Origin of the sequence: Agrobacterium sp. CCNWLW32, assembly GCF_037083425.1 — a bacterium.
Taxonomy (GTDB): Bacteria; Pseudomonadota; Alphaproteobacteria; order Rhizobiales; family Rhizobiaceae; genus Agrobacterium; species Agrobacterium radiobacter.
Genome location: NZ_JBAOJM010000005.1, coordinates 161,689 through 180,656, shown reverse-complemented (window position 1 = coordinate 180,656; position 18,968 = coordinate 161,689). Strand labels below are relative to the sequence as shown.

The following is an 18,968-nucleotide window of genomic DNA, read 5'->3' as shown; positions in this document are numbered from 1 at the left end:
TCACAGGTCTCCTATCGGAGAATTCCGGTCAAGGAACTGGCCAGCCAAAAATCGATCTGCCCGAATGGGAGGACATTTCCCAGAAAGGCAACGATACCTGCTGCGAGATTAGTTAGGAAAACTCCGAGCACCACGCCAAGCGTTACTCCGACGCTCGTCTTCCGCGGGTAGCGCGCCAACCAACACGACAACGCCAGGGAAAGAATGGCGAGCAACACCAACAGTGCAGGTTCTGTGAAAGAGGTGTTGAATTGCAAGGTAACTCCCTTTCCGATCGACCGAGAATATCGCGAAACACGCGGAGACCAATCAAGATTCCTGAGTGCAAATCCTGAAGCCGACCATAGATGACAGGTTCCTGCCGTTGCCCGTCTTCAATAATTAATCACTCGCAACTGCTGCTTTTTTCCGAAAAGATTGACGACAGGTCGGACCGGACAAATCCGGCACTGCGCCGTGAAGGCCTGCCTGCATGACCTTATCTCGGTGCCGCAGGACCTTTCAGCCGACCGCTGCGAAGGAGACCGGGCTTCCGGGCCATGATCCGGCCGATGTGCCAAGTTGGAAACCAAGCTAGCACCATAAAAATTCAGGCCCCTGCGTCACCACAGGAGCCTGAGTCTAAAAGCGAACAGAGGCCTGATCGTCTCAGTCGAAGGGGATCACCCTGTCGCCTGCCGACAAAGCCTTGCCATCGACGGATACGGAGACTTCCGCCCCACCGGCCTTGCGGCTGACGGCGATGTCCCTTGCCTTCCCGTCGAGCGTGATCTTCACCGAGAAACCGCTCCAGTCCTCCGGCAGAGACGGCGCAATATGCAGCTTGCCGTCGGTGCGTGTGATGCCGAGAATACCCTCGACAGCGGCGCGGTAGAGCCAGCCGGCCGAACCCGTGTACCAGCTCCAGCCTCCACGGCCCGCATAAGCGCCTTCACCGTAAACATCCGCGGTCACCACATAGGGTTCGACCCGATAGGTTTCTGACGATGCCGCATCGAGCGCATGATTGACCGGGTTGAGCAGCTTGAAGCAGTTCCATGCCTCCTGCGCCCTACCCTGCTTGGCGAGGGCAAGAACCACCCAGGTTGCGGCATGGGTATATTGCCCGCCGTTTTCACGCACGCCCGGCGGATATCCCTTGATGTAACCCGGATCATGCGGTGCACGCGAGAAGGGCGGCGTGAACAGCCTGATAATGCCGGTCTGCTCATCGACCAGATGCTCCATGACGGCATCCATGGCCTGCCGCGACCGACCCTCTTCGCCTTCGCCGGAGAGAACGCTCCAGCTCTGGCCAAGGGAATCGATCCGGCACTCCTCGCTTTCGGCGGAACCGAGCGGCGTGCCGTCATCGAAATAACCGCGCCGGTAATAGCTGCCATCCCAACCCGCTGTTTCCAGCGCGTTGCGCAGCCTTTCCCGATGCGATGCCCATTTGCCGACGCGGTCGGCATCGCCACGCTTTTCCGCAATCTCGATGAAATCGCGCAACGCCCCGGAAAGGAACCAGCCGAGCCAGACGCTGGTGCCCTTGCCGCCGACGCCGACGCGGTTCATGCCGTCGTTCCAGTCGCCGCCGAGGATCAGCGGCAGGCCATTTTCGCCGGTGCGATGAATGGCGAGATCAAGCGCCAGCGCCGCATGTTCGTAAAGCGTGGCGGATCTGTCGCTGATCTCCGGCTGGAAGAAAGCATCATGCTGGCCGGGCATCAATGCCGCCCCCTTCAGGAAGGGGATGCTTTCATCGAGGATCGCGACATCACCCGTGGCCGAGACATATTGGTTGATCGCATATGCGAGCCAGACCACGTCATCCGAGATGGTCGTGCGAACACCGGCGCCCGTCAGAGGCAACCACCAGTGCTGCACATCGCCTTCGGGGAACTGGCGACCGGCTGCGCGCAGGATCTGCTTGCGGGCGAGATCCGGCTGGTAGAGCAGGAAGGCTAGCGTATCCTGAAGCTGGTCGCGGAAGCCGAAGGCGCCGCTCGACTGGTAAAAGGCCGTGCGCGCCAGAATGCGGCACGCCAGCGCCTGATAGGGCAGCCAGTTATTGACCATGTGATTGAAGCCGGCATCGGGCGTGGAAACCTGCAGCTGGCCGGTAAAGCCGGTCCAGAATGCCTTGCTCTCGTCCAGCACCGTCTGGAAGTCCGCGTTGCGAACATCCTTCACCAGCGCTTCGGCCTCTTCCGCATTGTCGGCATCGCCGAGAATGAAGGTCATGTGCCGTTCTTCACCGGGCTTCAGATGGATTTCCTGCATCAGCGCCGCGCAGGGATCGCCATCGACCTCGGTGCTGCCGCTGAGTGCGCTACCCGACACGATGCCCTGCGGGGCCTGTGCCGAACCGAAGCGGCCGATGAATTCCCGGCGGCTGGTGGTGAAGCCGCTCACCTCACTGTCAAGCGTCAGGAATGCCGTGCGGGCGCTATAGTCGATGCTGTAGGGGTTCGACGCGAAGATCGCATTGCTGCCGGCATCGTGTCTGCTCAGAATGAACGGCGCGGATTTCTGGGCGTTGTTGCCCAGCACCCATTCCACATAGGCGTAGACCTTCAGGCGCCGGCTTTTTGAACCCTTGTTGCGAACGATGACCTGCGAGAACTTGACCGGTTTTTCGCGATCAACGGTCTGTGTCACTTCGACTTCAAGTGTATCGGCCACGCCTGTCAGCACGGAGTAACCTAGGCCATGGCGGGTTTCGAACATGGCTTCCGGATCGCGCGACAGCGCGGCGCAGGGAGTATAGAGCTTTCCTGTCTCCACATCGACGACATAGAAGGCCTCACCCGGCCGGTTGACGACCGGATCGTTGCTCCAGGGCGTCAGCTGATAGTCGCGCGAATTGCGGCTCCAGCTGAAGCCGGCGCCTTCGGCCGAAATGTGGAAGCCGAAACTCTCGTTCGAGATGACGTTGATCCACGGATGCGGCGTGGACTGCCCGCCATTGAGGCGCACAACATATTCCTGGCCGTTCCTGGCGAAGCCGCCAAAACCGTTCCAGAAATCGAGATCACCCGCATCTTCGACCTGTTCCGCAACCGGGAAGGACGGTACCGGCAGACGGGCCTGCGCAGCGTCGCTTGTGCCATCGGGGCCGCGATGGGCCGCAAACAGCGAGACCGCACGGTTGATCTGGTCGACAATCTTGCCGTTGCGCACGTGGAGAACGACGCGGGAAGCGGCGAGAAGCGCGCTCCACGTCTCTTCGTCCATCAGGTCGCGGCGCACGGAGAAGACGTGCGGACGACCGCCATCGGCGGGATTGATGCGGCGCTGCGCCTCGGAAATATGATCCAGCGCATGCTGCATGTCCTGTGCATAGGATGCAGCCCGTTCGTTGACGATAACGAGATCGAAGATCACGCCGCGTGAACGCAGATATTCATGGGCGCTCAGCGCCTCACGGGCGATATCCATGTCCATATCGTCGTTGATGCGCAAGCTGAAGATCGGGAAATCGCCTGAAATCGCGAGCGGCCACAAAGCACGCTGCGAGGCAAGGCCGGTTTTCAGCGTTTCCGAATCCGCACGCAGATGCATGTCCGGATAGGTCAGATAACGGCCGAGATGCTGGAAGGCGGCCGCCTGCTGCGAGGTGACGCCCACATGGCGCATCTGCACCTGCGTGCGTGTCCAGGCGTGCACGAGTTCATGGGCAAACGCGTCCGGATGACGATAACGGTCGATCGCCTTGTCGACCTCCTCGCGGCTTGGCGCGGCAATCGTCCAGAAAATCACGCTCACCTTCTTGCCCGCCGGCACGCGTACGGTGCGGCGCAATGACAGGATCGGATCAAGCGTGAAGCCGTCGTTGCTGGAAAGCGTCGCACCGGCATCGAAAGCCGCCGCTTCGCGCAGCGAGCGGCCGCGGCCGATGAACTTGGCACGATCGGTCTCGAATTCCGTCGGGCGCGACGGGCCGGCATTGTCGGCGGCAAGATGCGCGATGACGGTGCCGGGCTCGTTCGGGCTGCGACGGTTGCGCCAGGCGCGGATGACATCACCGCGGCGGCCGATCTCGGTCTGCACGAACATGCGCGAGAACAGCGGATGGGCGTTGTCGTCATCTTCAGACGCAATGACGGGCTCCATATAGGAGGTCACTTCGATATAGCGATCCTCGGAACCGACATTGAGCAGCGTGACGCGGCGGCCTTCGGCATCGTGCTCGGTGGCGACAATGCATTCGACCACGCTCTGCAGATCGCCGGTGGTCTTGTGGAACTCGGCCTTGTCGTCGGTGAAGATCGTCTTGGTCTTTTCGCCTTCGATAACACGCGGCTCTGCCGTCGCACTCCACCATTGTCCGTTGGTGGTGTCGCGCAGGAAGATGAAGGTGCCCCAGCGGTCTTCGGTCGGATCGGCCTTCCAGCGGGAAATCGCCTGACCGTTCCACTTCGAATAACCGGCACCCGTCGAGGTGAGCATCGTCGAATAATGGCCGTTCGAAAGGAACACCACTTCGCGGTCGCGCGCGGCCGGGTCGACGATGGAGCGCACTTCCGCACGCAACAGGTCCGCCTGTTCCTTGCCGGGGGTTTCCGGCTCGTATTTCGCGCTCATGACGGGCACTTCGCGCGGTGCCTTTTCCTGCAACAGCAGTTCGGCCGCTTCAATCACCGGATCGGAATGGAAGAGTTCGCGCAGCACGCCATCGAAAGCGACGTTGGCGACGGCCGCAATCGACATGCCGTGGTGGTGGGCATAATAGTTGTAGACCACCGCGCAGACCTTACCATCAGGCACACGTGTCGGTGTGAAATCCACCGCATCATGGAAGCCGTACTGGCCAAGCGCGCCAAGCTTGCGCAGCTTGTCGAGGTTCTCAAGCGCACCATCAGGATCGTACTGGCTGGCGAGGATCGACGCATAGGGCGCGATGACAGCATTCTGGCCGAGACCGCGCTTGAGGCCAAGCGTCGGCACACCGAAGTTGGTGTACTGGTAGTTCATGTTGTGATCGCGGGCGTTGAACGCCGCTTCGGAAATGCCCCATGGCGTGCCGAGGCGGCGGCCGTGGTTCATCTGTTCCTTAACGATCAGATTGTTGGTCTGGTTGAGAATGCCGCCCTGACGCTCCTGCATGACGAGCGGGGGCATCAGATATTCGAACATCGAACCCGACCAGGAGACCAGCGCGCCCTGCGCACCGATCGGCACGACCTGACGGCCGAGACGGTACCAGTGCTCTGTCGGCAGATCGCCCTTGGCGATGGCAAACAGGCTGGTCAGACGGCATTCGGACGCCAGAAGGTCGTAGCAGGCCTCGTCCAGCTCCTTGCTTTCGACGCGATAGCCAATCGACAGAAGACGGCGATCCTTGCGGTACAGGAACGTGAAGTCCATCGAGAAAGCGAGGTTGCGGCTGCGGTCGCGCAGCGATGCGAGACGCTGGCGCAACGGTTCCATATTGGTGAGATCGATGGCGCTGTCGGAAATATGCGCCTCACAGCAATCCACCAGCAATTGCGCCCAGCGGGTCACTTCCGCGCTCTGCGCAGACTTCACTTCGTGATCGACATTGGTAGCGAGTTTCTGGATGTCGCGCGCAAGCACCGCCAGATTGATGACGCGGATCGATGCGAATTCATGCTCGCGCTTGACGGACGCCAGAGCGTTCGAGAACCCGATGATACGCTCTTCGAGACGGCGATGCAGCGGACGCAGGTTCTTGCGGTCGTCAGGCAGCGCTTTCAGCGTTTCGCGCAGGATGCCGGCCAGATCGCCGATACCGTCCAGATTGCCCTGAAGATGCGCGGAAGGCGCTTCCGCCCACTGGCGGCAGGCCGACGAAACTGCAATCAGGTGACCGGCAAGATTGCCGCTGTCCACCGCCGAAACATAGCGGGGTCCAAGCGTCTGCAACGTGTCCGTATGGTACCAGTTGTAGAGATGGCCGCGATGTTTCTCCATCTTCTCGACGGTCTGGATCGTGTTCTCGATCCGCTCCAGAGTATCGGCAAAGCTGATCCAGCCGAACTGGCGCGCCGAAATGATGGAAAGCAGGTAGACGCCGATATTGGTGGGCGACGTGCGCGAAGCGACGATCGGCTCCGGCGTTTCCTGGAAGTTATCAGGCGGCAGGTGGTTTTCCTGCGGCGTCACGAAGGCCTCGTAATAACGCCATGTGCGGCGCGCGATCTTGCGAAGCTCGAAGGAGACGTGTTCCGAAACGAACAGCCGGTCTTCGGTTTCAGCCGACTGGCTGACATACCAGGCAACGGCAGGCGACAGAACCCAGAGAAGCGTGAAGGGAATGCCGATCAGGAAGGCATTGTCACCCGGCAGCGCCGCGAACAGCAGGCCGAGCATCGCCACTACGGGCGCATGCCACATCTGTCGATAATAATCGATGATGCTGCCCTGCGCGCTCGACTGCATGCTGGCGGCGGTACGCCATTCCAGCATCAGCTTGTGGCTGACGAGCAGGCGGTAAAGCGAGCGGGCAATCGCGTCGGTCATCATGCAGGCGGCATCGGCGATGAAGACGATGCGCAGCGCCACCTGTGCGTTGGTCGCGCGGATTTCCGACCAGATGGTGTGGAAATGCGCCTGCGGCACGATATCGGTGGAGCGCGGCACGAGACCGGAGAGCAGGGAAAGCGTGGGGGCTACGAACAGCGAGAAGATCAGCAGGATCTGCCAGATCAGCGCACCGAGCGGATCCATGAAATACCAGCCGAGGATCGAGGCAAAGAACCAGGCGATCGGCGTCAGCGAGCGACGCAGGTTATCGACCATCTTCCAGCGGCCGATCGCGGTAACGCCACGGGCACGATCGAGGATAAAGGGCAGAAGCTGCCAGTCGCCACGCGCCCAGCGATGCTGGCGCGAGACTTCAACCTCATAGCGGGTCGGGAAATCCTCGACCAGTTCCACGTCGGTCACCAGCGCGCAGCGCGCGAAGGAGCCTTCGAGCAGATCGTGGCTGAGAATGGAGTTTTCCTCGATCCGGCCCTTCAGCGCCGCCTCAAAGGCATCCACATCGTAAAGGCCCTTGCCGGTGAAGGTGCCCTCGGACGTCAGGTCCTGATAGACGTCGGAAACGGTGAAGACGTAAGGATCGATACCGCGGTTGATCGAGAAGACCCGCTGGAAAACGGATGCGTCCTTGCCGGTGGTGAGCGAGGGCGTTACGCGCGGCTGCAGCAGACCGTAGCCTTCGACAACCCGTCCGGACACCGGGTCAATCACCGGACGATTGATCGGGTGGTGCATCTTGCCGACAAGCTTGGTCACCGCATCGCGCATCAGGCGCGTATCGGCATCCAGTGTCATGACGTATTTCACGCCCTCCGGCACGACATTGGCGCCGCCGAGGAACGTTGTATCCTTGTCGCCGCGCAGCAGCATGTTCAGCTCATGCAGCTTGCCGCGCTTGCGCTCCCAGCCCATCCAGCAGCCTTCAGCCGAATTGTAGATGCGGCGGCGGTGCAACAGGTAAAAGCGTGTCTTGCCGTCAAAGGCATAACGGCTGTTCAGCGCCGCAAGCTCACGCTTGGCATAATCGAGAATTTCGAGGTCATCGTCGGACTGTTCATACTGCGCATCGCGCCAGTCGCTCACCAGCGAGAAATAAATCTCGCCATGCGGATTGGCGAGATAATGCACCTCGATATTGCGCATCATCTCATCGACACTGTCGCGGCTGGTCAGCATGCAGGGCACGGCAACCAGCGTGCGGGCGTCCTGCGGAATACCGTTCTTGAACTCGTATCCGACCAGCCGGAACGGCTTCACAAAGAAGGTGACGAGCGTGTTGAAGAGGCCGGTCGCGCCCTCGGATGCCGGCAATGCGAACATCAGCAGGAAGGCGGTCACCACATACCAGGGCATGCCCGCCTGCGCCAGGAACCAGCCAACGGCGAGCATGGCGAGCGCGGTGATTAGAAACACCGGCGCCGCAATCGCAAGCCAGTTGAACTTGCGCATCGCCCGGACGATACGCTGCGACACCAAAGGCCGGTAACCCAGCGCCTTCTCAAGCTCGAAACGACGCTGGCCCACGAGCACGGAGCCGACATTGACGGGATGTGTCTCGTCCGCCTCCACAGGCGTATCAGCGCGCGCCATTTCGACAGCGGCACGCGCAACCTCAACTTCAGTCTTGGGAGAACGGCGCGCCAGAAGTTCGATAGTATTGCGGTAGGTGTTTCGCGAACCGAAATCGAGCGTTTCGTAATCGGTCTCTTCGCGCAGAACCTTGTCGATGTGGCTGACTTCCTCGAACCACACCGACCATTCGGTATCGTCGATTTCGCGCAGGCTCTTGACGATGTTGCCCATCGTCACGTTGCCGGATGCAAGACGGTTATGTTCCGACATCATGACGTTTTCGGCGTCCGTGCCGGCAGCATGCAGGCGCTCTTCGAGCCATGCCACCGCAAAACCCGATGTCTGGGAGCCGTTGCGGAGACGATAAAGGAATTGCGTTGCGAAAGTCGGGTCGTCGACCAGCGTATCGACCTGCTTCAAAAGGGCCGCGGAGGCCTCCGCATCGTTGAGACGAATGATCTCGTCAACGACCTCGTTCGCCTTCTGGCGCATGCGGCGCGAACGCTCCACACGGATGGAGATGCGGCGAAGATTTTCGATGAGGACAAAACGGATGATCGACGGCAGCGCCCACAATTCGCCGATCTGCAGCGTCTTTGAGGTCTGGTAGCCATCCACCAGCGCCGTCATGTTCTCGCGCGAAACCGTGCTGTGGGTATGGGCGACATAAAGCCAGCCGAGCGCCATGACCCGCGGGATCGTCACCCCGCCCACCGTCATCGTCGGCAGCTGGCGATAGAACTTGCGCGGAAAATCGCGGCGAACTTCCTGGATCGCCTCTTCGATGACGTAGTGATTGTCGAGCAGCCATTCCGCCGCCGGCGTTATCGTCGCGCCATTTTCCGCGTCGACCGCCGTTGTGCGGTAGACCCGCAGAATTTCCTTCTCGTTCTCGCGATGACGCTCGAAGAAATCGAACTCCATGAAGCCGGGAAGGCTGTCGGCGCCATCGCGCGAAAGCGCGGCGCCCGCATCATGCAGTTCCTCGACCGTCATATAGGACGCGCGGATCGAATCGTTATGATCGATCTGCTTCGTCTCGGAATCACGGGCGGCGGCGGTCGGGGTAATATGAAATGACATCGGGCTCGTATTCTGAACTTTAGGGAAACTTGTTCGACTTGACCGGCATTTCGTCCATGGCGGGAACACATACGAAAATCAGGCCACGCTATATTTATGACTTATCCTGAACCTTCGGTGAACCGGACCGGACGCCGTGCGGAACGGATCGTCAGGCGGGTGGTATCCGCAGGTGCAGCATGTTGCAGTGAAATTATTCCGATACGATCGGAAAACCGCAGATCGGTGCGGACAGGAGATTTTCGATAACAGGAAGAAAATGGCATCCTGCGGCCCGGCAATGCCGTTCCGACCGAATTTCGCACCCTCCCCGACGGCGAAAATTGTTCGCGCAACGTCGATAATCCCCCGTTGACAACCTGAAGGGCAACGCGGAACCGAGACTGCCCGCGCTACATCCGAAAGAAGCTAATGCCCCAGGACGTCAATAGTTCCATGCCACCTGTCGCGGCACGATGCAAGCGCTGAATTTCAGGCCATTTCCGCGCCGATGACGACACTTTAGAATACATAAATATGCTGATATGTCCTTTGGGAAAGACGCCGGAAAAAACGGCCAAACCCGGGATTCTGAAAATGACGAAACAGACCGCGAATATCGCATCCTTTGCCAACCATATGCCGGATGTGGTGGCCATACGCCGCCACCTGCACCGCAATCCGGAAATCGGTCTTTCGGAGTTCAAAACCTCGGACTTCATTGCCGGGCAATTGGTGGAAATGGGTTATGAGGTGACGCGCGGGCTCGCCGGCACCGGTATCGTCGCCACGCTCAGCAATGGCGACAGCACGCGCACGCTCGGCATCCGCGCCGATATCGACGCCCTCCCGATCCACGAAGAGACGGGGGCGGATTATGCAAGCGCCAATCAGGGCGTGATGCATGCCTGCGGCCACGATGGCCACACCGCCATGCTGCTCGGCGCGGCAAAGATCATCGCTGAGCGCAAGAATTTCGATGGAACCCTGCATCTGATCTTCCAGCCGGCGGAAGAAAATTTCGGCGGCGCCAGAATCATGATCGAGGACGGGCTATTCGAACGTTTTCCCTGCGATGCGGTTTTTGCCCTGCATAACGATCCCGGCCTGCCCTTCGGGCAATTCGTGCTGCGCGAGGGGCCGATTCTCGCCGCTGTCGACGAGTGCAAGATCACCGTCAACGGTTACGGCGGCCACGGCGCCGAGCCGCAGGACGCGGCCGACCCCATCGTTGCCGGCGCGAGCATCATCATGGCCTTGCAGACGGTGGTATCCCGCAATATCCATCCGCAATTGTCGGCGGTCGTCACCGTTGGCGCGTTCCATGCGGGTGCTGCCAGCAATGTGATTCCCGAGACGGCGGAAATGCTGCTGACCATCCGCTCCTTCGATCCGGGCGTGCGCGATGAGCTGGAAAAGCGCATCCGGGCGATAGCCGAAGGCCAGGCGGCCAGCTATGGCATGAGCGTCACCATCGATTACGAGCGCGGGTATAACGCAACGGTCAACCACAAGGCGGAAACGGATTATGTCGCCGATCTCGCCCGCCGCTTTGCCGGAACTGAAAGGGTGGCTGAGATGCAGCGCCCGTCGATGGGCGCGGAAGACTTCGCCTATATGCTGGAGAAGCGGCCCGGCTGTTATTTTTTCCTCGGCACCGCGCGCACCGACAACGACCCGCCGCTGCACCATCCGAAATTCGATTTCAACGACGATATCCTGCCGATCGGAACCGCTTTCTGGGTTGATCTGGCCGAGGATTACCTGAAGGCATGAATGGACATGAAAAAGGCCGGTCGGAGGAGCGACCGGCCTTTTGTTCTCAAATACCCTGATGAGAAAGTCGGGAGGATCAGGGAACGAGACCGAATATGACGGCAGCGACAAACGCCACGCAGACGCCGACAAGAGCCGCATGAACCGAATCTTTCCAGTTACGCGGCGACTGGGGCTGCGAGACAAAGTCTTTCACTTTTCCTGCCTTGGAATAAGACATTGTGCACTCCCTTCCTGCTCGGCCCTTCAAAGCGGGCATTGCTTATTTCACGTAGAGAATAGCTTTATTCCCCACTGTTTCAGTAGAGATAAAATTCCATAAGATTGGCGCATCGGGAAAAATACGGATTGCGACTTGCCCACCGGCAAGCATCAATCTACCCATTGCCCGGGATCAACGCGCTGGAGGGCATTTCCGTTCAAAACCAGCGGCGGGCACGGAAAAGACCATGACGGATATCGACGCCATCATCATCGGAGCCGGGGTGATCGGACTGGCGACAGCACGCGAGCTGGCGATGCGCGGCCTCTCCGTCATCATCCTCGAAAGCGAAAAGGAATTCGGCTCGGCCACTTCCTCCCGCAACAGCGAAGTCATTCACGCCGGGCTCTATTATCCGGCCGGAAGCCTCAAGGCCCGGCTTTGCGTGGAAGGCAAGGCGCGACTCTATGCTTTCTGTCAAAGCCACGGCGTCTCATATCGCCGCTGCGGCAAACTCATCGTCGCCGCGAGCGATGAAGAGACGGCCATGCTCACCACCCTCCGCGAAAAAGGCAAAGCCAACGGTTGCGACGACCTTGAGCTGATCGATGAGCGACAGGCAGTCTCGCTCGAACCCGCGCTCACCTGCGTCGCAGCCCTGACATCGCCCTCGACCGGTATCATCGACAGCCATGGTTATATGCTGGCGCTCCTTGGAGACGCGCAGGATCATGGCGCAGCCCTTGCCCTGAACGCACCCTTCGAAAAGGCAGAAGTGATCGGCGATGGTTTCCGGGTTCACGTCGGCGGCGCGGAGCCCACAAGCCTGACATGCCGGCTGCTCGTCAATTCCGCCGGACTTGTTGCGCCGATGGTGGCAAGAAAGATCGAAGGATTGTCGGAGGATTTGGTCCCGCAAGCGCGTTTTGCCAAAGGCAGCTATTTTTCGCTGGCCGGCAAGTCGCCCTTTTCACGGCTGATCTACCCCGCACCTCACACCCATGGCCTTGGCGTGCATCTCACTCTCGATCTTGCCGGCCAGGCCCGTTTCGGGCCGGATGTGGAATGGGTGGACACCATCGATTACGCCGTTGATCCCCGCCGCATGGAGGGTTTTGGCGACGCGATACGGCGTTATTGGCCGGGCCTTCCCGACCATGCGCTGATTCCGGCCTATTCCGGAATCCGGCCGAAGATTTCCGGTCCGGACGAACCGGCCATGGATTTCCGCATTGACGGGCCGGAAACCCACGGCGTTGCCGGCCTCGTCAATCTCTTCGGCATAGAAAGCCCCGGCCTGACCGCCTCGCTGGCGATTGCCAACGAGGTCGCGGCACGACTCGAGGCTTGATCTCAACCTCATTCAGCCGAAACGGGACAGCGCGCCCACCATGATGTCAGGATCGACATTGCCGCCGGAAGCCACTGCAATCGCCGTTTCGCTCTCCAGTTCATCGCCGTGGAAGAGGGCCGCCGCCAGCGCCACCGCACCACCGGGTTCGACGACGATCTTCAGCCGGTTGAAGGCGAGAACCATCGCCCGCAGCGCTTCCTCCTCGGTCACGGCAATGCCCTTTCCGCAAAGCTCCGCCATGATCGGGAAAGTAATGTTTCCGGGCTGTGGCGTGACGATCGCGTCGCAGATCGAACCCGAGGTCGTGGCGTTACGCTCGATCTTGCCCGAGGCAAGGGAGCGGGCCACATCGTCGAACCGCTCCGGTTCTGAAGTCCTGACCCTGTAGTTCTGAGCTTTCGCCGCAAGTGCAAGGGAGATGCCGGATGTGAGGCCACCGCCACCGCAAGGCACCAGAACCTCGGCTGCATCGATACCCAGCTCCGCGCCCTGTTCGGCAATCTCCAGCCCCACCGTCCCCTGCCCGGCAATAACCAGCGGTTCGTCATAGGGCCTGATCAGTGTCAGCCCACGCTCGCGCGAAATGCGATCTCCGATGGCATCGCGATCTTCGTTCGCCCGGTCGTAGAGCACCACGTCCGCACCATAGGCGCGGGTATTGTCGATTTTGATCTTCGGTGCATCCGACGGCATGATGATGACGGCGGGAACGCCGTGCAGGCGGGCTGCAAGGGCCACGCCCTGCGCATGGTTGCCGGAGGAAAAGGCGATAACACCCTTGCCGCGCACCTGCGCGGGCAGGCCGGAGACGGCCGACCAGCCGCCGCGAAACTTGAAGGAACCCGTCCTCTGCAGGCATTCGGCCTTTATGAACAGCTTTCGCCCGGCAATCTCATCCAGAAAAGGTGACGACAGCAATGGCGTCCGCACCGCGTGGTTGCCGATACGCTCGCGCGCGGCCTCTATCATCGAAATATCTGTCATGTCCTGCCCTCGATAATGCGGATGTAACGCGGATTCGCGGATACATTAGGAGGTCGCAATCAAATGCGAAACAGTCCGAAAGGAAAAATCCCCGGACGTGGCCGGGGATTTTTGTCAGGTGCGATCAATGATTGTGCCGGGGCATCTTCTCGGCGATCCGGCGGAAATCCGCAGCTCCTTCCAGAACCGCGCCGTCCGAAAGCTGGGTCACCGACTGACGATAAATGCGCTGCCAGGGCGTCGCATCCGCGGGAACAGCGGGAATGCCGTCAGCCTTGCGGGCCGCAAGCTCCTCATCCGGCACCAGCGCATTGCACTCGCCTTTGTTGAAGTCGATGCGGATCACATCGCCCGTGCGGAGCCATGCCAGCCCGCCGCCTGCGGCACTTTCCGGCGAGGCGTTGAGGATCGACGGGCTGTCCGCCGTTCCCGATTGCCGGCCATCGCCGATCGTCGGCAGGCTGGTGATGCCTTTTTTCAGGAGCGCATCCGGCGGCTGCATGTTCACGACCTCAGCCGAACCCGGCCAACCGAGCGGCCCCGCACCACGAATGACGAGAATGGTGCGTTCGTCGATATCGAGAGATGGATCATTGATGCGGGCGTGATAGTCTTCCGAACCATCGAACACCACACATTTGCCCTCGAAAATGCCCTCGCGGCCCGGCTCGCTCAGATAACGCTGACGGAATTCCGCCGAGATAACGCTCGTCTTCATGATGGCGAAATCAAACAGATTGCCCTTGAGGACGAGGAACCCGGCCCGTTCCTTGAGCGGCTTATCGTAAGGCAAGATCACGTCGCGGTCGGTCGATTCCCGCCCGTCCAGATTTTCCGCCACCGTTTTGCCGGTCACGGTCGGACAGCTTCCCTCGAGCTTGCCCGCTTGCAGAAGCTCCCACATGATGGCGGGCGTACCGCCGGCGCGGTGGTATTTCTCGCCCAACCATTTGCCGGCGGGCTGGACATTGGCAAGCAGCGGAATGTCGTAACCGTGGACCTGCCAGTCCTCTTCACGAAGCTCGACGCCTGCATGCTTGGCCATTGCTGCCAGATGCGGCTGGGCATTGGTCGATCCGCCGATTGCCGAATTGACGCGGATCGCGTTCAAAAACGCCTCGCGCGTCATGATGTCGGAAGGCTTGATATTCTCGACAACCAGTTCGACGGCGCGGCGGCCGGTGCGATAGGCCATCTGGCCGCGTTCGCGGTAAGCGGCCGGGATTGCGCCGCAGCCGGTCAGCGACATGCCGAGCGCTTCGGCAATGGCATTCATGGTCGAAGCCGTGCCCATGGTGTTGCAGTGACCGACCGAAGGAGCGGATTCGAGCGCCGCCTGCAGAAATTCCTCGCGGGTGATTTCACCGGCGCCGTATTTGCGGCGCATGCGCCAGATGACGGTACCGGAACCAACGAGATCACCGTCATGATACCCGTCAAGCATCGGCCCGCCAGATAGAACGATGGCCGGAATATCGACGGTGCTTGCCGCCATCAGCGCCGAAGGCGTGGTCTTGTCGCAGCCCGTGGTCAGAACGACGCCGTCGAGCGGGTAACCGTAGAGCACTTCCACGAGGCTGAGATAGGCCAGATTGCGGTCAAGCGCCGCCGTCGGGCGCTTGCAGTTCTCGAACATCGGATGGGTCGGAAACTCGATGGGAATACCGCCCGCATCGCGGATGCCGTCACGCACCCGCTTGACCAGTTCCACATGGACGCGGTTGCAGGGCGTCAGGTCACTGCCGCTCTGGGCGATGCCGATAACCGGCTTGCCGGAACGCAGTTCTTCCGGCGTCACACCGTAATTCATGAAGCGCTCCAGATAGAGCGCCGTCATGTCGAGATGGTCAGGGTTGTCGAACCAGTCCTGGGACCGCAGGCGGCGCATGGGTGTCTTGTCGTCGCTCATGAGATCGCTTCAGCCCTGTTCGCGGTTGTTGAGTTTTTCGAGGTAAAGCAGGATGCCGCTATGGTCGATATCCGCCCCGCCATCGCCGACGAAATCATCGAATTCCCGCGTCACCTGCTGGGTGAGCGGCAGGGTAAGTGACAGGTCCTTCGCCGTTGCCAGCACGCCGTTCAGATCCTTGAGCTGGAATTTGGACGGACCGCCCGGCACGAAATTGCGCTTCACCATGCGTTCGCCATGCAGTTCCAGGATCCGGCTTTCGGCGAAACCACCACGTATGGCGTTGCGGAAACCTTCACGGGATGCACCGCCCGCTTCCACCAGCATCATCGCCTCGGCAACCGCGCCAATGGTGATGGCAACGATCTGCTGGTTGGCGAGCTTGCAGAGCTGGCCGGCACCCGAGGGACCGACATAGGTAAGCCTGCCCATCGGCGCGAAGACATCCGCAAGATCCGAGATCAGCGCCTCGTCGCCACCGGCCATGATGGCGAGCGTACCGGCTGTCGCGCCCGGCACACCGCCGGAAACCGGCGCATCGATGTGATGAATGCCCAGCGCCTCAAGCCGAGATGCATGTTCACGCGCGATCGGCGGCGCAATCGAGCTGCTGTCGATGACAACAGCGCCCTTTTTCAGCGCTTCGGCCACACCAGCCTCGAACAGCACTTCGCCCACGGCCTTGCCATCGCTCAGCATGGTGATGACGATATCGGCACCCGTGGCGGCTTCGGCCGGAGATGCCGCGAGAACGGCACCATCGGCAACCAGAGCCTCGGCCTTATCAACGCTGCGGTTCCAGACTGTGACCGCAAAGCCAGCGCCCAGCAGGCGTCGGGCCATCGGCCCGCCCATCAGGCCGGTGCCGATAAAGGCAACCGACCGCTTCTTCTCCTCCCCGCCAACACTCATTTCAGTGAACCTCCCAGCTCGTCCTCGATATGAACCTGAATGATCTCTTCGAAGGAGCTTTCAGCCGTGAAGCCCAGCTCCCGGGCGCGCTTGGCCTCAAAACCGGGCGCCCAGCCCTCACACATGCGCATGATCATCTCGTTCGGCTCGCGGCGGATGAGAGCGACAGCCTTTTCGCCCGCGACCTTGCGCAGCGCTTCGATCTGTTCGCCGACGGTGGCGCTGAGACCCGGCATCGACAGGTTGCGGCGCGGACCGACCTTTTCGACGTCGATCGTGGCGCCATGGATGAGGAAACCGACAGCGGAACGCGGCGAGGCATGCCAGTGGCGAATGCTTGCCGGCACCGGCAGAACCGCTTCCTGGCCAACCAGCGGCTCGCGCAGGATATTGGAGAAGAAGCCGGAGGCAGCCGCGTTCGGCTTGCCGGGACGAATGCAGATGGTGGGCAGGCGAATGCCGATACCATCGAAGAAACCGCGACGGCTGTAATCGGAGAGCAGCAGTTCGCAAATCGCCTTTTGCGTACCGTAGCTGGTCAGCGGCGTGGTGTGGAATTCATCCGGGATCGGATAGGGGAGCGGCGCACCGAAGACGGCGATCGACGAGGTGAAGACCACGCGCGGCTTGTAACCATCCTTGCCGTTGGCAATGCGGATGGCGTCGAAGAGATAACGCGTGCCATCGAGATTGATGCGGTAGCCCTTGTCGAAATCGAGTTCGGCTTCACCGGACACGATGGCGGCAAGGTGAAAGATGACATCGGGGCGGGCTTCGACCAGCTTTTCGGCCTCGCCCGGCGCGGACAGATCGGCCGCGCGCGCATCAACCGCACCGGAGAAGCCGGCGGGCGCTTCAGGCTGAAACACGTCGATAAGCGTGAACCTGTCGATCGACTTGCCGCCAAGCGATCCGTCCTTGACGAGACGCTGCGTCAGCTTGCGGCCAACCATACCTGCGGCGCCGATGATTGCGATATGCATGTCTTCCTCCTCTTTGTCCCGGTCATTCTCCCGAGACCGAAAAATCACCATCGGCCAGTCGACCGATAAATTAGCTTGTAAGGTTGTCTGATAACCTTATATGATCGAGTTGAAAATAGTATTTTTTCACAAACCGGCAAAAGCAAGGGTGAAAGAGCCCTGTCCGGAAATTTAGGGCGGATTGGACGGAGAGGGTGGAATGACGATCGTGAGCGAACACGATATCGAGGAATTGCGGTTCTCGCTGAAGAACAGGCTGGGCGAGGCTTTGCTGCTGACATCGCAGGAAGACATGCTGCGTTATTGTCGCGACTGGCACGGCGACGTCACAAGTTCGGCCGTGGCCGTGATCCGCCCCCGATCGACCAAGGAAGTCTCCGACACCGTTCGCGCCTGCGCCGAACTCGATCTCGCCATCATTCCCCAGGGGGGCAATACCGGACTGGTGCTCGGCGGCATTCCCGATGCGCCGAAGCGTCAGGTTGTGCTGAGCCTTGAGCGCATGAACGCCATCCGCACCATAGACAGCGACGATTTTTCGGCTGTCGTCGAAGCGGGCTGCATTCTGTCGGAATTCAAGGATGCGGTGCAGGACAAGGGAATGTTCTTCCCGCTGTCGCTTGGCGCACAGGGCAGCTGCCGCATCGGCGGCAATGTTTCCACCAATGCCGGCGGCATCAACGTTCTGCGTTACGGCATGACCCGCGAGCTGGTGCTGGGTCTCGAAGTGGTATTGCCTGACGGCAACATCTGGAACGGCCTGTCGACGCTGCGCAAGGACAATCGCGGCATTGACCTGAAGCAGCTATTCATCGGCGCAGAAGGAACGCTCGGCATCATCACCGCCGTGTCCGTCAAGCTTTACCCCAATCCCGAACATGTCGAGACGGCGCTGCTCGGCCTCAATTCGCTTGACGATGCCATCAAGCTTTACCGCCGCGCCCGCCGCGAATGCTGCGACCTGATGTCCGCCTTCGAATTCATGCCGCCGGTTGCCTTCACACTGGCGATTGAGGCGATCCCCGACCTCAAAATGCCGATCGCCGGCGATTACCCGGCCTATGTGCTGATGGAAATTTCCGGCTCCGGTTTGGTGGACACAGCCGACCTTATGGGGCGTTTCCTAGAGGGCGTCATGGAAGACGGGCTGGTGCTGGACGGCGTCATCGCCTCCTCGCGGGCACAGGCGCAATCGCTGTGGCTCTTCCGCGAGGGCATGAACGAAGGTCAGGCGCTGCGCGGTTCCCATATGCGCACCGATATTTCGGTGCCGCTGTCGAAACTTGCGGCCTTCGTGGCCGAAGCCGAAGCGGAACTGGCGGAAAAACTGCCGGAGTGCCTGGCGGTTTCCTACGGCCATGTCGGAGACGGAAACGTCCACCTCAACGTGCTGCCGCCGAACGGCGCGACGCCGCAAGAGCGCGAAGCGTTCATCTATAAGTCCAAGACACTCGTTAACGAGGTCCTTGACCGCTATGTCGGCAGCATCAGCGCCGAACACGGCATCGGCCGCCTGAAGCGTTCCGATTTCGAAAGCCGGCTATCCGATGTGCAGCGCCGGATGATCACTGGCCTTAAAAACACGTTCGACCCCGATTTGCGGATGAATCCCGGTTGCCAGATAACCCTGCAACCGGATAGCTAATCGAGGAACGGCAAAGGCGGCTGAAAACGCCGCCTTTGAAAACCCCGTTGACGGCGAAGGAGGAAGTCGCCTGCCGCGGG

9 protein-coding genes are annotated in these 18,968 nt (G+C 60.6%); 3 read left to right on the top strand and 6 right to left on the bottom strand.

All coding sequences use genetic code 11. The annotated features are described in order from the left end of the window. Positions 1-648: 648 nt before the first annotated feature. On the bottom strand, positions 649-9,144 hold the full coding sequence (locus tag V6R85_RS13605; protein ID WP_111834627.1) for a GH36-type glycosyl hydrolase domain-containing protein: 8,496 nt from the start codon (positions 9,142-9,144) through the stop codon (positions 649-651). A 576-nt stretch (positions 9,145-9,720) separates the two neighbouring features. Between V6R85_RS13605 and V6R85_RS13600 the strand changes: the two genes are divergently transcribed. Then, positions 9,721-10,899, top strand: coding sequence for a M20 aminoacylase family protein (locus tag V6R85_RS13600; protein ID WP_162695549.1), 1,179 nt, complete (start codon positions 9,721-9,723; stop codon positions 10,897-10,899). Positions 10,900-10,975: 76 nt separating this feature from the next. On the opposite strand, the gene V6R85_RS13595 is transcribed toward V6R85_RS13600, so the two are convergent. Next, complete coding sequence (locus V6R85_RS13595) at positions 10,976-11,119, bottom strand: hypothetical protein (protein ID WP_003505150.1); 144 nt, start codon at positions 11,117-11,119, stop codon at positions 10,976-10,978. Between the two features lie 229 nt (positions 11,120-11,348). Here V6R85_RS13595 and V6R85_RS13590 point away from each other — a divergent pair, with 229 nt between their 5' ends. After that, complete coding sequence (locus tag V6R85_RS13590) at positions 11,349-12,452, top strand: NAD(P)/FAD-dependent oxidoreductase (RefSeq protein ID WP_003505153.1); 1,104 nt, start codon at positions 11,349-11,351, stop codon at positions 12,450-12,452. A gap of 12 nt (positions 12,453-12,464) precedes the next feature. Here the strand turns inward: V6R85_RS13590 and V6R85_RS13585 are convergent, their stop codons facing one another. From V6R85_RS13585 to denD, 4 genes are all read right to left on the bottom strand, one after another. Next, the gene (locus tag V6R85_RS13585) at positions 12,465-13,439 is read right to left on the bottom strand and encodes a threonine ammonia-lyase (RefSeq protein ID WP_111834626.1); all 975 of its coding nucleotides are present in this window, start codon (positions 13,437-13,439) and stop codon (positions 12,465-12,467) included. Between the two features lie 124 nt (positions 13,440-13,563). After that, positions 13,564-15,348 (bottom strand): IlvD/Edd family dehydratase, encoded by a 1,785-nt coding sequence (locus tag V6R85_RS13580; protein WP_080864123.1) that lies wholly within the window; start codon positions 15,346-15,348, stop codon positions 13,564-13,566. A 9-nt stretch (positions 15,349-15,357) separates the two neighbouring features. After that, positions 15,358-16,260 (bottom strand): NAD(P)-dependent oxidoreductase, encoded by a 903-nt coding sequence (locus V6R85_RS13575; RefSeq protein WP_111834625.1) that lies wholly within the window; start codon positions 16,258-16,260, stop codon positions 15,358-15,360. Next, positions 16,257-17,243 carry a D-erythronate dehydrogenase gene (denD, locus tag V6R85_RS13570; protein ID WP_111834624.1) on the bottom strand — a complete coding sequence of 329 codons (987 nt, stop codon included), beginning with the start codon at positions 17,241-17,243 and terminating at the stop codon, positions 16,257-16,259. The genes V6R85_RS13575 and denD overlap by 4 nt, the downstream gene beginning before the upstream one ends. A 199-nt stretch (positions 17,244-17,442) precedes the next feature. On the opposite strand from denD, the gene V6R85_RS13565 reads away from it, so the two are divergent. After that, positions 17,443-18,888: an FAD-binding oxidoreductase gene (locus V6R85_RS13565; RefSeq protein ID WP_111834623.1), complete on the top strand. Its 1,446-nt coding sequence runs from the start codon at positions 17,443-17,445 to the stop codon at positions 18,886-18,888. Positions 18,889-18,968: the final 80 nt, after the last annotated feature.

Excerpts from the sequence above, each read along its gene's own strand:
- V6R85_RS13590 (WP_003505153.1), top strand. The coding sequence starts at position 11,349 with ATGACGGATATCGACGCCATCATCATCGGAGCCGGGGTGATCGGACTG.
- V6R85_RS13600 (WP_162695549.1), top strand. The coding sequence starts at position 9,721 with ATGACGAAACAGACCGCGAATATCGCATCCTTTGCCAACCATATGCCG.
- V6R85_RS13595 (WP_003505150.1), bottom strand. The coding sequence starts at position 11,119 with ATGTCTTATTCCAAGGCAGGAAAAGTGAAAGACTTTGTCTCGCAGCCC.
- V6R85_RS13605 (WP_111834627.1), bottom strand. The coding sequence starts at position 9,144 with ATGTCATTTCATATTACCCCGACCGCCGCCGCCCGTGATTCCGAGACG.
- V6R85_RS13565 (WP_111834623.1), top strand. The coding sequence starts at position 17,443 with ATGACGATCGTGAGCGAACACGATATCGAGGAATTGCGGTTCTCGCTG.
- denD (WP_111834624.1), bottom strand. The coding sequence starts at position 17,243 with ATGCATATCGCAATCATCGGCGCCGCAGGTATGGTTGGCCGCAAGCTG.
- V6R85_RS13585 (WP_111834626.1), bottom strand. The coding sequence starts at position 13,439 with ATGACAGATATTTCGATGATAGAGGCCGCGCGCGAGCGTATCGGCAAC.
- V6R85_RS13575 (WP_111834625.1), bottom strand. The coding sequence starts at position 16,260 with ATGAGTGTTGGCGGGGAGGAGAAGAAGCGGTCGGTTGCCTTTATCGGC.
- V6R85_RS13580 (WP_080864123.1), bottom strand. The coding sequence starts at position 15,348 with ATGAGCGACGACAAGACACCCATGCGCCGCCTGCGGTCCCAGGACTGG.